The organism is Streptomyces sp. IBSBF 2435 (assembly GCF_036815005.1).
Taxonomy (GTDB): domain Bacteria; phylum Actinomycetota; class Actinomycetes; order Streptomycetales; family Streptomycetaceae; genus Actinacidiphila.
The window spans coordinates 36,748-48,119 of the sequence record NZ_JAJSYW010000019.1; the positions used below are offsets into that span (position 1 = coordinate 36,748).

The 11,372-nt window shown below is 72.1% G+C and carries 13 protein-coding genes; 6 read left to right on the forward strand and 7 right to left on the reverse strand.

Going from position 1 to position 11,372, the window contains the following annotated elements; translation table 11 throughout:
• Positions 1–27: 27 nt before the first annotated feature.
• Complete coding sequence (locus tag V7E46_RS06095) at positions 28–813, reverse strand: electron transfer flavoprotein subunit beta/FixA family protein (RefSeq protein WP_333767435.1); 786 nt, start codon at positions 811–813, stop codon at positions 28–30.
• A gap of 248 nt (positions 814–1,061) precedes the next feature.
• On the reverse strand, positions 1,062–1,475 hold the full coding sequence (locus V7E46_RS06100; protein WP_333767436.1) for a thioredoxin family protein: 414 nt from the start codon (positions 1,473–1,475) through the stop codon (positions 1,062–1,064).
• Between the two features lie 141 nt (positions 1,476–1,616).
• Between V7E46_RS06100 and V7E46_RS06105 the strand changes: the two genes are divergently transcribed.
• Both V7E46_RS06105 and V7E46_RS06110 read left to right on the forward strand, forming a co-directional pair.
• Positions 1,617–2,024, forward strand: coding sequence for a DUF4395 domain-containing protein (locus V7E46_RS06105; RefSeq protein ID WP_333767437.1), 408 nt, complete (start codon positions 1,617–1,619; stop codon positions 2,022–2,024).
• A 195-nt stretch (positions 2,025–2,219) separates the two neighbouring features.
• Positions 2,220–2,963 (forward strand): lysophospholipid acyltransferase family protein, encoded by a 744-nt coding sequence (locus tag V7E46_RS06110; RefSeq protein ID WP_333767438.1) that lies wholly within the window; start codon positions 2,220–2,222, stop codon positions 2,961–2,963.
• Positions 2,964–2,972: 9 nt separating this feature from the next.
• Here the strand turns inward: V7E46_RS06110 and V7E46_RS06115 are convergent, their stop codons facing one another.
• The 4 genes from V7E46_RS06115 to V7E46_RS06130 form a co-directional block, all read right to left on the reverse strand.
• On the reverse strand, positions 2,973–3,578 hold the full coding sequence (locus V7E46_RS06115; RefSeq protein WP_333767439.1) for a transglutaminase-like domain-containing protein: 606 nt from the start codon (positions 3,576–3,578) through the stop codon (positions 2,973–2,975).
• An 83-nt stretch (positions 3,579–3,661) separates the two neighbouring features.
• Complete coding sequence (locus tag V7E46_RS06120) at positions 3,662–4,774, reverse strand: threonine aldolase family protein (RefSeq protein ID WP_333767440.1); 1,113 nt, start codon at positions 4,772–4,774, stop codon at positions 3,662–3,664.
• Positions 4,775–4,800: 26 nt separating this feature from the next.
• The gene (locus V7E46_RS06125; protein WP_333767441.1) at positions 4,801–5,559 is read right to left on the reverse strand and encodes an SDR family oxidoreductase; all 759 of its coding nucleotides are present in this window, start codon (positions 5,557–5,559) and stop codon (positions 4,801–4,803) included.
• Between the two features lie 23 nt (positions 5,560–5,582).
• On the reverse strand, positions 5,583–6,980 hold the full coding sequence (locus V7E46_RS06130; protein ID WP_333767442.1) for a DUF6421 family protein: 1,398 nt from the start codon (positions 6,978–6,980) through the stop codon (positions 5,583–5,585).
• 224 nt (positions 6,981–7,204) lie between these two features.
• Here V7E46_RS06130 and V7E46_RS06135 point away from each other — a divergent pair, with 224 nt between their 5' ends.
• The 4 genes from V7E46_RS06135 (at position 7,205) to V7E46_RS06150 (ending at position 10,611) form a co-directional block, all read left to right on the forward strand.
• Entirely contained in the window at positions 7,205–7,879 is a 675-nt protein-coding gene (locus V7E46_RS06135) for a glycerophosphodiester phosphodiesterase (RefSeq protein ID WP_333767443.1), read from the forward strand.
• A 145-nt stretch (positions 7,880–8,024) separates the two neighbouring features.
• Positions 8,025–8,948, forward strand: coding sequence for an ABC transporter substrate-binding protein (locus tag V7E46_RS06140; protein WP_333767444.1), 924 nt, complete (start codon positions 8,025–8,027; stop codon positions 8,946–8,948).
• A complete protein-coding gene (locus tag V7E46_RS06145) occupies positions 8,945–9,823 on the forward strand; it encodes an amino acid ABC transporter permease (RefSeq protein ID WP_333767445.1) in 879 nt (292 codons plus the stop codon). Before V7E46_RS06140 ends, V7E46_RS06145 begins: the two co-directional genes overlap by 4 nt.
• Positions 9,820–10,611, forward strand: a complete 792-nt coding sequence (locus V7E46_RS06150) for an amino acid ABC transporter ATP-binding protein (protein WP_333767446.1) — start codon at positions 9,820–9,822, stop codon at positions 10,609–10,611. The genes V7E46_RS06145 and V7E46_RS06150 overlap by 4 nt, the downstream gene beginning before the upstream one ends.
• A gap of 18 nt (positions 10,612–10,629) precedes the next feature.
• Here the strand turns inward: V7E46_RS06150 and V7E46_RS06155 are convergent, their stop codons facing one another.
• Positions 10,630–11,163 (reverse strand): GNAT family N-acetyltransferase, encoded by a 534-nt coding sequence (locus V7E46_RS06155; RefSeq protein WP_333767447.1) that lies wholly within the window; start codon positions 11,161–11,163, stop codon positions 10,630–10,632.
• Between the last annotated feature and the right edge of the window lie 209 nt (positions 11,164–11,372).

Below are 11,372 nucleotides of genomic sequence, written 5' to 3' on the forward strand. Positions count from 1 at the left end.
GCGCGGGGCGCCGGGCGGGGCCGTTCATCAGATGAACTTCTGCTCCGCGAGGTAGGCCGCGAGCTGCTTGCCGCCTTCGCCCTCGTCCTTGACGATCGTGCCCGCGGTACGCGGCGGGCGCTGGGTGGCGTCCTGCACGGCGGTCCAGGCGCCGCCGAGGCCCACGTCGGACGCGTCGATGCCCAGGTCCGACAGGTCCAGGGCCTCCACCGGCTTCTTCTTGGCGGCCATGATGCCCTTGAAGGACGGGTAGCGGGCCTCGCCGGACTGGTCGGTGACCGACACCAGTGCGGGCAGCGACGCCTCCAGCTGCTCGCTGGCCGCGTCGCCGTCGCGGCGCCCGGTGACCTTGCCGTCGGCCACCGCGACCTCGGACAGCAGCGTGACCTGCGGGATGCCCAGGCGCTCCGCGATCAGCGCGGGCACCACACCCGCCGTGCCGTCGGTGGACGCCATGCCGGTGACGACCAGGTCGTAGCCGACGTGCTCGATGGCCTTGGCGAGCACCAGCGACGTCCCGATGACGTCGGTGCCGTGCAGCGCGTCGTCCTCGACGTGCACGGCCTTGTCCGCGCCCATGGACAGCGCCTTGCGCAGCGCGTCCTTGGCGTCCTCGGGACCGACCGTCAGTACGGTGATCTCGGCGTCGTCGGCGGCGCCGGCGATCTGCAGCGCCTGCTCGACGGCGTATTCGTCCAGCTCCGACAGCAGGCCGTCGACCGCGTCGCGGTCGGTGGTCAGGTCTTCGGCGAAGTGACGGTCGCCGGTGGCGTCGGGCACGTACTTCACAGCGACTACGATCCTCAAGCTCACGCCTGCTCTCCTACCTACTGCATCGTCCTGCACGTCTTCGTCAACTGCCCCGGCAGCGCCCTGGCAAGTGCCCCGGAATTGGCAGCATAGGCGCCTGCGGCTGCGGGTCCCCGCCGGGACGCAACCCACGTCGCGGCGAGTACCCCGGCAGATATATTACTCGCCAGTACACAGACAGTGCCGCCGCTTCGCAAGGTTCGTCCGCTGTGAGCTGCCCTACCCCGCCCGCCGGGGCGCCGAACCGCGCGTCAGACAGCGGCGCCCACCGCGGCGATCACGTCGGCCTTCCGGGGCTGTCCCGACGCCCTGCGGACCACCGCGCCGTCCGCGTCGAGCACCAGCACGGTGGGCGTCTTGACGATGTGCAGCCGCCGGACGAGGTCGAGCTGCGCCTCGGCGTCGATCTCCACATGGCGCACCCCCTCGACCAGGGCGGCGACCTCGGCCAGCACCCGCCGGGTGGCCCGGCAGGGCGCGCAGAAGGCGCTGGAGAACTGCACCAGGGTGGCCCGCTCGCCCAGCGGCCCGCCGAGGTCCGCCGCCGTCAGCCGCTCGTCGCCGTCCTTGGCACCCACCCGGATCCTCCCGTCCCTGCGCCGGTGCAGGACACCGAAGGCACTCGCCGCCGCGAGCACGGCAAGGCACACCACCAGGCCCGTCATCGCCGTCCTCCTCCTCCGCCGCCACCGCGCCGCATTGTCCGCCCGCGCGCGAACCGCGCCGTATTCCCGCACGTCAGCGTTTATACGACCGCAATGATTCCCGCGGGCGCAGCCGCCCGCGGGTCGGTCATCATTCCGGTCATGGACATCGACGTACGCGGCCCCCGGTTCGGCGCGGCCCTCACCACGGCAGTGCTCGCGGCGGTCCTGACCACCGGCAGCGGCGTGCTGCTCGCGGTCCAGGCGGCGCTGTTCGCCGTGGGCGCGGCGGCCGGTGTGCAGCGGTCGCCGTACGGCTGGGTCTTCCGCACCCTGATACGCCCCAGGATCGGCCCGCCGCCCGCCACCGAGGACACGGCGCCGCCGCGCTTCGCACAGGCCGTGGGGCTGGCCTTCGCCGTTGTCGGGGTGGTGGGCTACCTGGCGGGCCCGCAGTGGCTGGGCATGGCGGCCACCGGCTGCGCCCTCGCCGCCGCCTTTCTGAACGCCGCCTTCGCCTATTGCCTCGGGTGCGAGATGTACCTGGCCCTGAGGCGTACTCTCACCTGAGCGGGGCAACCGGCCATCGACGCGGAGGCGGCGTGGCGGTGCTAATGGCGTGACGTGAGAAGAATCTCCCCGGGTCGGGACCGCCCGGGGTGACAGCGGACCCGCTGCCAGGGCACCATCGCTCAGCGGCCGGACAACCTACGGGCGCGTAACTTCCGCCGGGAGCGCCGCCCCGGAGAGAGCAGGTGCCCTGACATGGCCGAACTCGTCTACCCACCGGTGATCGGTTTCGCCCGCACCATGTTCAAGGTGCAGGGCCTGCGGTTCGACATCCGGGGCACCGAGAACATACCGCGTGAGGGCGGCGCCCTGCTGGTGAGCAATCACATCGGCTATCTGGACTTCGTCTTCTGCGGCCTGACGACGCTGCCCGCCAAGCGCCTGGTGCGGTTCATGGCCAAGGAGTCGGTTTTCCGGCACAAGGTGTCGGGGCCGCTGATGCGCGCCATGAAGCACATCCCCGTGGACCGTTCCGAGGGCATGCACGCGTACGCGCACGCACTGGAGGCGCTGCGCAGGGGCGAGATCATCGGGGTCTTCCCCGAGGCGACCATCTCACAGTCCTTCACCTTGAAGTCGTTCAAGTCGGGCGCCGCCAGGCTGGCGATGGAGGCGGGGGTGCCGCTGCTGCCGATGGCGCTGTGGGGCACCCAGCGGCTGTGGACCAAGGGCCGGCCGCGCAATCTCGGCAGGACGAGGCTCCCGATCTCGATGCGGATCGGCGAGCAGATGCGCCCGCACGACGAGGAGAAGCCCGGGGCGCTCACCCGGCGGCTCCGGCTGCGGGTCCAGGAACTGCTGGAGGACGCCCAGCGGACGTACCCCGGCCGCCCCTCGGGCCCCGACGACCGCTGGTGGCTGCCGTCGCACCTGGGCGGCACCGCCCCGACACCCGAGGTGGCGGCGGAGCGGGACCGCGCGCAGCAGGCGGCCGATTAGGACGGCCGCCTAGGACCGGTCCGGCAGGTCGGCGGGCAGCACGATGCCGGTGCTGCTCCGCGCCGCCCGCAGGCAGGCCACCACGGCCGCCGGCGGGGCCGCGTAGACCAGCGGGTGGTCGCGCTCCCCCAGCTCCGGGCGGACCGGGAAGGCCAGTCGCTCGGTCGTCAGCGAGAAGCGGGCGTCCACGCCCGGCCGGTTGCCCCTGGCGTCCAGCCGGCTCCAGCGGTCGGTGCCGGGCAGCCGCAGGGCGATCAGGCCGTGCAGGGCCGGCTGTGAGCCGTCGTCCTCGGTCAGCCGCTGGTAACAGAGCCCGGCGGGTATGCCGCGGGCCCGCAGCAGCGCGGCCAGGGCGTGCGACTTGGCATAGCAGATGCCGTTGCGCTGCTCCAGCACGTCGGACGCCCGCCAGCTGACCCGCGGATCGCCGGAGTCGAAGGAGTGCGGGATCGCGTCGCGGACGTATTCGAAGGCCACCTCCGCATATTCATGCGGGCTGCCGGTGTCCTCGGCCAGAAGCGCGGCGGTTTCCCGCACGAGCGGGTCGTGGTGGTCGATGACGTCGTCGGCGGCGAGATATGCGGAGAGGACAGCGGTCTCCGGGATCGGTTGCATGGACCGACCCTAGAGATCCACCGGCCTCCGATCAATCAATTTACTGCATCACGTATACATATCCAGCTTGCACACGCGCCGCCTCATCCGCCGGACGCCATCTCCTCGGCTATGGCCGCGGCGAAGCCGTCCACGTCCTCCTCCGTCGTGTCGAAGGCGCACATCCAGCGCACCTCGCCGGTCGACTCGTCCCAGAAGTAGAAGCGGTAGCGCTTCTGCAGCCGCTCGCTGACCTGGCGCGGCAGGACAGCGAAGACCGCGTTGGACTCCACGGGCCGCAGCACCCGCACCCCGTCGATGCCGCGCACCGCCTCGTCCAGCCTGCGGGCCATCGCGTTGGCGTGCTGGGCGCTGCGCAGCCACAGGTCGCCGGCCAGCAACGCCTCGAACTGCACCGACACGAAGCGCATCTTGGACGCCAGCTGCATCGACAGCTTGCGCAAGTACGCCAGCGAGCGGACCCGCTGCGGGTTGAGTACCACGACGCACTCGCCGAGCAGCAGGCCGTTCTTGGTGCCGCCGAAGGACAGGATGTCCACGCCCGCGTCGGTGGTGAAGCGGGCCGGCGGCACTCCGAGGCTCGCCGCGGCATTGGCCAGCCGCGCGCCGTCCAGATACACGGCCATACCCAGCTGGTGGGCGTGGTCGCAGACCGCCTTGATCTCCTCGGGCGTGTAGCAGGTGCCCAGCTCGGTGGTCTGGGTGATCGCGACGACCTGCGGCTGCGCCCGGTGCTCGTCGTCGAAGCCGTACGCCTGCCGGTCGATCAGCTCAGGGGTGAGCTTGCCGTCGGGGGTGGGGACGGTCAGCAGTTTCAGCCCGCCGACACGCTCGGGCGCGCCGCACTCGTCCACGTGGATGTGCGCGGACTCGGCGCAGATCACCGCGCCCCAGCGCTCGGTGACGGCCTGGAGCGCGGTCACGTTGGCGCCGGTGCCGTTGAAGACCGGGAAGACCTCGGCGGTGGGGCCGAAGTGCGACCGGAAGATCTCCTGGAGATGGGCGGTGTAGCCGTCCCCGCCGTAGGCGACCTGGTGGCCGCCGTTGGCCAGTGCCAGGGCGGCCAGGACCTCGGGGTGGACTCCGGCGTAGTTGTCGCTGGCGAAGCCGCGCACGCCCGGGTCGTGCCGCCGTACGGCGTCGGTCGGCGCGGCTTCCCGCCGCGCGCCGGTGGTCGGGTCGGCCGGGTCAGTCACGGCCGGAACGGTCACGGTCGGGTCGGTCACGGTTGGGGCGTCAGCCACTGGCGGGTCCCGTTCACGTCGTCGGCGGTGCGGTTCCAGACGTCGGCGATCGCGTCGGCGAGATCGCGTACATCGGTGAAACCGGCGAAGGTGGACTGCGGGCGCTCGGCCCGCATCCCATCGTGCACCAGCGCCTTGATCACCAGTACGGTGGCCGCCGCGGTGGGCCCGGTGTCGCCGCTGAGCTTGCGGAAGGAGTCGCCGAGCGCGAGCGTCCAGGCCTCGGACGCGGCCTTCGCCGCGGCATAGGCGGCGTTCCCCGCGGTGGGCCGGCTCGCGCCGGCGGCGCTGATCAGCACGTAGCGGCCGCCGGGGCTGCGCATCAGGCCGTCGTGGAAGGCCAGCGAGGTGTGCTGCACCGTCCGGATCAGCAGCTTGTGCAGGACGTCCCAGTCGGCCAGCTCGGTCTCGGGGAAGGACGCGGAGCCGCGCCAGCCGCCGACCAGGTGGACCAGGCCGTCGACCCGGCCGTGGTCCTTCTCGATCCGGCCGGCCCAGTCCTGGGTGGCCTCCAGATCGAGCAGGTCGACGATCTCCCCGGTGATGTCGGCGCCGCCCGCGTCGTAGCGCGCCGCGTCGACGGCCTCCGCCAGCCGTTCGGGGTCGGCGTCCGCCGCGATCACATGGCCGCCCTCGCGGGCCAGCCGCTGCAGTACGGCGCGGCCGGCGGGTCCGCCGGCACCTGCCACCGCGATCACCGCTCCGTCAAGACCGCCGGAATACGTGTCGGTCGTCATGTCCGCCTCCTCGGCCGCACCGGTCACGCGGCGCTCCGTACCGGGCTTTCGCCCGTGATCCCCTTGGTGGAGGCGATCACTTCACGGAGCTTCTTGGCAAGGGCTTCGTAGAACATGCTGAGCGGAAATTCGTCCGCCAGCACGTCGTCCACGAGCTTGCGCGGGGGCAGCGTCAGGTCCAGGGCGTCCGGCCCCTTGGCCCAGACCGAGCCGGGATGCGGTGAGAGATAGCTCGCGACCAGGTCGTACGCGGCGAACCAGTGCACGAGCTTGGGGCGGTCTATGCCGTCCCTGTACAGCGTCTCGATGTCGGCACAGAGCTGGTTGGTGACCTGCGGTGCGCGCTCCCAGTCGATATGCAGGGTGTTGTCCGTCCAGCGTACGGCGTCGTGCTTGTGCAGGTACGCGAAGAGCAGCTGACCGCCGAGTCCGTCGTAGTTGCGGACCCGCTCCCCGGTGACCGGGAAGCGGAAGAGCCGGTCGAAGAGGATGGCGTACTGCACGCCGAGCCCCATGGGGTGGCCCTCGGCCTGGAGCGTGACGGCCTCACGGAAGGTCGTGAGGTCGCAGCGCAGCTCTTCGAGACCGTACATCCAGAACGGCGCCCGCTGCTTGATCATGAACGGGTCGAACGGCAGGTCTCCGTGGCTGTGCGTGCGGTCGTGGATCATGTCCCAGAGCACGTACGTCTGCTGGGCCAGCTCCTGGTCGGCCACCAGGCGCGCGGCCTCCGGCGGCAGCTCCAGGCCGAGGGTGTCCACCGCGGCGGCGGTCACCGCGCGGAAGCGGGCCGCCTCGCGGTCGCAGAAGATCGCGCCCCAGGTCCACCGCTCCGGGGGCGTGCGCACGGCGACGGTCTCGGGGAAGAGCACCGCGGAATTGGTGTCGTAGCCGGGGGTGAAGTCCTCGAAGGTGATCGGTACGAACTGCGGGTTGTCGTACCTGGTGCGCTCCAGTTCGGCGAGCCAGTCGGGCCACATCACCCGCAGGGCGACGGCTTCCAGGTTGCGGTCCGGGTTGCCGTTCTGGGTGTACATCGGGAAGACGACCACATGGCGGCGGCCGTCGCGGCGGTCGGCGGACGGCTGGAAGGCCAGCAGCGAGTCCAGGAAGTCGGGGACGGCGAAGCCGTCGTCGGCCCAGCGGCGCAGGTCGGCGGCCAGGGCGCGGTGATAGGCGGCGTCGTGCGGGAGCAGCGCGGTCAGCTGCCCGACCGCGTCCACGACCCGCTCCACCGCGCGCGCCGCGTCCTCGCGCGTGGGCGCGCCCTCGGCGTCGAAGTCGAGGGAGCCGTCCTTGAGCTGCCAGGGCCTGATGGCCTCGACTGCCTGCTTGAGCGCCGCCCACGCGGGGTGCCCGGCGACGTCGTCACCGGCTGGCCGGCCGGTGTGAGCCGTCGCCGACGAAAGAACTTCACCCATGACCGCTCCTTTACAGAAAAAAATGTCGTGACCCTACCGTATCCACGACATTGTTCCCGCTACAAGGGCGGTCGAAGCGGATCGTCCTGCCGAATCACCTCTCGACGGCCGTTCTTGCGGCCGTTGTCCCGGTACGGGGCGACGGATTCCTCTGTCCGCCCGGCGGCGCCGGGCCGTCAGGGCGCGTTCGGCCTGGTGTCGCCCGCACGGCCTATGGTGCCGGTATGAGCTTCCTCACCGTCGGTCACCGCGGCGTCATGGGCGTCGAGCCGGAGAACACCCTGCGCTCCTTCCGCCGCGCCGAGCAGGCCGGCCTGGACCAGATCGAGCTGGACCTCCATCTGAGCAAGGACGGCGCACTGGTGGTGATGCACGACGCCGACGTGGACCGCACCACGGACGGCAGCGGGGCGATCCGCGACCTCACGCTCGCCGAGATCCGCACCCTGGACGCCGGGCTCGGCGAGCGGGTGCCGGCCTTCGAGGAGGTGCTCGACGCGGTGAGCTGCCCGATCCAGGCCGAGATCAAGGACGCTGCGGCGGCCCGCGCGCTGGCCGACACGCTCCGCGAGCGCGGCGAGACCGAGCGGGTCAGCGTGCTGTCCTTCCACGACGAGGCACTCGCCGAGATCCACGCGCTGCTGCCCGACGTCCGCACCGTTCTGGTGGCCAGCAGGCTCGGCCCGGAGATCGTGACCCGCGCCCAGGCGGTCGGCGCCCGGCTGGTCAGCCTGGACCTCACCCACCTGAGCCTGGACGTCGTACGCCGCTGCCAGGCCGCGGGGATCGCGGTCATGGCCTGGACGGTGAACACCGCGCAGGACTGGGCGCTGGCCCGGGCGCTGCGGCTGGACGGCGCCGCGACCGACCTGCCGACCGCGCCCGCCGAGCAGCCGTAAGGCGTACGCCACGCCCGGCGCACGCCACGCGGACCGGGCGGGGCGTACGGACTGCGCGCGCAATACTGCGGACACAAACGTCCGCCATCCGGACATCGACCTCAATCACGTGGACAGTTGCCGCGCGGGATGCCAAGGTCCCGCCATGCGTCCCGTGATCCGACTGGCCCGGAAGCGCGCCGCCCTCGCGGCCGCCGCCCCGCTCGCACTCGTCCTCGCGCTCGCCGGCTGCTCCCCGCAGGACGATTCGACGGCGTCCGACTCGCCGTCGTCGCCCGCCGCCGGCAGCTCGGCGTCCGCCACCACCGCCGCCGACGCGTGCCCGTCGGGCGCGCTGCCCACCCACTCCGGCGGCACGCTCACCATCGGCACCGACAACCCGGCGTACGATCCGTGGTTCTCGGACAACAAGCCCTCCAACGGCAAGGGTTACGAGTCGGCGGTCGCGTACGCCGTCGCCAAGCAGCTCGGCTATGCGGCGGGCCAGGTGACCTGGAAGACCGTGCCGTTCAACTCCGCCTTCGCCCCGGGCGCCAAGGACTTCGACTTCGACATCAACCAGGTCTCGATCAACGCCGACCGCAAGAAGACCGTCGACTTCTCGCCCGGCTACTACGACGTGCGGCAGGCGGTCGTCGCCCGCAAGGGGTCGAAGATCGCCGGCGCGCACTCGATCGCCGACCTCAAGAACGCCAAGCTGGGCGCCCAGATCGGCACCACGAGCCTGGACACGGTCACGGATGTGGTCAAGCCCTCGAAGCAGCCCGCCGCCTTCCAGCGCAACGACCTGGCCGTCGCGGCGCTGAAGAACGGCCAGGTGGACGGGATCGTGGTGGACCTGCCCACCGCCTTCTACATCACCGGCGCCGAGGTCCAGGACGCCAAGGTCGTGGGGCAGTTCGCCGCGGCCGGCGGCGCGCCCGAGCAGTTCGGGCTGGTGCTCGACAAGGGCAGCCGGCTCACCGCGTGCGTCTCGAAGGCCGTCACCGCGCTGCGCACCGACGGCACGCTCGCCGCGCTGGAGAAGCAGTGGCTCTCCGACGCCGTCGACGCCCCGCTGCTGTCGTGACGGTCCGGGACGACCCGGCCCCGCCGGACCTCTACCGGCCGTCCGCCCGGCGGATCGAACGGGAGCGCGACCGGCGCGCCAGGACCCGCAGGGCCGGCCTGGTGGCGGCGGGCAGCACCCTCGCGACGGCGGCCGTACTGGTCGCGCTGGTGGTGAATTCGCCGGGCTGGTCGCGCACCCGGGAGACCTTCTTCAACTGGCACTACGCGAAGAAGTCGCTGCCCGACGTGCTGCACGGCCTGTGGCTGAACGTCCAGCTGATGGTGGTGTGCGGCGCGGTCGTCCTGGTCGCCGGGCTGCTGGTGGCCGTGGTCCGCACCCTTCGCGGGCCGGTCTTCTTTCCGCTGCGCGCCCTCGCCACGGCCTACGTGGACTTCTTCCGGGGGCTGCCGCTGATCATCTGCCTGCTCGCCGTCGTCTTCGGAGTGCCCGCGCTGCGGCTGAGCGGGGTCACCAACGACCCGGTCCTGCTGGGCGGCTTCGCCTTGTGCCTGACCTACACCGCCTATGTGGCCGAGGTGTTCAGGGCCGGCATCGAGACGGTTCACCCCAGCCAGCGCGCCGCGGCCCGCTCGCTCGGCCTGAGCAGCGCCCAGACCATGCGGTACGTGGTGCTGCCGCAGGCCGTGCGCCGGGTCGTGCCGCCGCTGCTCAACGACCTGGTGTCGCTGCAGAAGGACACCGGCCTGGTGTCCATCGGCGGCGCGGTGGACGCGGTCGCGGCGGCCCAGATCGTCGCGTCCCGGTCCTTCAACTACACGCCCTACGTCGTCGCCGGAGTGATCTTCGTGGCACTCACCATCCCCATGACGCGGCTCACCGACTGGGTGACCGCCCGGATGAACCGGCGCCAGTCGCAGGGAGGCGCCGTATGAGCACCGACCCGCTGGCGAAGGACGCCGTGCCCGCGCTGACCGGCACGCCCGTGCTGTCGCTGGAGTCGGTGCGCAAGACCTACGGCGGCTCCGTGGTGCTGCGGGACCTCACCCTGGAGGTGCCCGCGCACACCGTGACCGCGCTCATCGGCGCCTCGGGCTCCGGCAAGTCGACCCTCCTGCGCTGCGTGAACCTGCTGGAGGAGGTCGACGACGGTGCGATCCTGCTGGACGGCGAGGACATCACCGACCCGCGCGCGGACCAGGACGCGGTACGCCGCAGGATCGGCGTGGTGTTCCAGTCCTACAACCTCTTCCCGCACATGACCGTGCTGGACAACATCGCCCTCGCACCGCGCCGGGTGCACAAGGTGCCGCGGGCCGAGGCGGAGGAGCGTGCGCGAGGGCTGCTGGGCAGGCTGGGCCTCGCCGACCGGGCCGGGGAGTACCCCGACCGGCTCAGCGGCGGCCAGCAGCAGCGGGTGGCGATCCTGCGGGCGGTCGCCACCCGGCCGCGGCTGCTGCTCCTGGACGAGGTCACTGCCGCGCTCGACCCGGAACTGGTCGGCGAGGTCCTGGCCGTGGTCCGCGACCTCAAGGAGCAGGGCATGACCATGGTGATCGCCACCCATGAGATGGCCTTCGCACGCGAGGTCGCCGATCAGGTGTGCTTCCTCGACGGAGGGGTGGTGCTGGAGCGGGGTACCGCGGCCGAGGTCTTCGGCGCGCCCCGCGAGCCGCGCACCCGCGACTTCCTGCGCCGGATCACGGCGGCGGGACGGCTGTAGCCCTGCCGGGAGGAGCCCTCAGAGCTTCTTGGCCAGCAGCTCGAATTCCAGGTCGTCGCGGGTCGGCAGCCCGAACCGCTCGTCGCCGTACGGGAAGGCGCTGGTCTGCCCGGTCCTGGCGTAGCCGCGCCTCTCGTACCAGGCGATGAGGTCCTCGCGGACCGAGATCACCGTCATGTGCATCTCGGCGACGCCCCACTCGTCGCGGGCGAAGCGTTCCGCCTCCGCGATGACGGCCTTGCCGAGCCCCGCGCCCTGGAGCGTCGGGCGCACCGCGAACATCCCGAAGTACGCGTGGCCGCCGCGGTGCTCCAGCTGGCAGCAGGCCACCAGCTCGCCGTCGCTCTCCACCGCGACGAGCCTGCTGTCGGCCTTCTCTATGACCGCGAGCACACCTTCGGGATCGGTGCGCCGCCCCTGGAGGATGTCCGCCTCCGTCGTCCATCCGGCACGGCTGGCGTCGCCGCGGTAGGCGGACTCGATCAGCGCGACGAGCGCGGGAACGTCTTGTGCGGTGGCGGGCCGGAACCCGGGCGCGGCGGCGGTGTCCATGCCGCACAGGCTAACCGAGCCGCACGCGCTGCCGCGGGGCACGCCGGACCCGCCGCGGGCAGCCCCACCTGCGGCCGGGCGGACGGCGGCGCCGCGCCGGGAGCGGCGGCCGGGGCGGCCCGCGGTGTCCGGCGCACGGCCCTCCCGGCGGCCGGGGCGGTCCGGCGGCGCCCGGCGGACGGGGGCTCGCGGGGTCGGCCCCGGGGAGG

Bases quoted from the DNA above. Each gene is read 5' to 3' on its own strand.
- V7E46_RS06100 (WP_333767436.1), bottom strand. From the start codon at position 1,475: ATGACGGGCCTGGTGGTGTGCCTTGCCGTGCTCGCGGCGGCGAGTGCC.
- V7E46_RS06105 (WP_333767437.1), top strand. From the start codon at position 1,617: ATGGACATCGACGTACGCGGCCCCCGGTTCGGCGCGGCCCTCACCACG.
- V7E46_RS06110 (WP_333767438.1), top strand. From the start codon at position 2,220: ATGGCCGAACTCGTCTACCCACCGGTGATCGGTTTCGCCCGCACCATG.
- V7E46_RS06115 (WP_333767439.1), bottom strand. From the start codon at position 3,578: ATGCAACCGATCCCGGAGACCGCTGTCCTCTCCGCATATCTCGCCGCC.
- V7E46_RS06125 (WP_333767441.1), bottom strand. From the start codon at position 5,559: ATGACGACCGACACGTATTCCGGCGGTCTTGACGGAGCGGTGATCGCG.
- V7E46_RS06130 (WP_333767442.1), bottom strand. From the start codon at position 6,980: ATGGGTGAAGTTCTTTCGTCGGCGACGGCTCACACCGGCCGGCCAGCC.
- V7E46_RS06135 (WP_333767443.1), top strand. From the start codon at position 7,205: ATGAGCTTCCTCACCGTCGGTCACCGCGGCGTCATGGGCGTCGAGCCG.
- V7E46_RS06140 (WP_333767444.1), top strand. From the start codon at position 8,025: ATGCGTCCCGTGATCCGACTGGCCCGGAAGCGCGCCGCCCTCGCGGCC.
- V7E46_RS06150 (WP_333767446.1), top strand. From the start codon at position 9,820: ATGAGCACCGACCCGCTGGCGAAGGACGCCGTGCCCGCGCTGACCGGC.
- V7E46_RS06155 (WP_333767447.1), bottom strand. From the start codon at position 11,163: ATGGACACCGCCGCCGCGCCCGGGTTCCGGCCCGCCACCGCACAAGAC.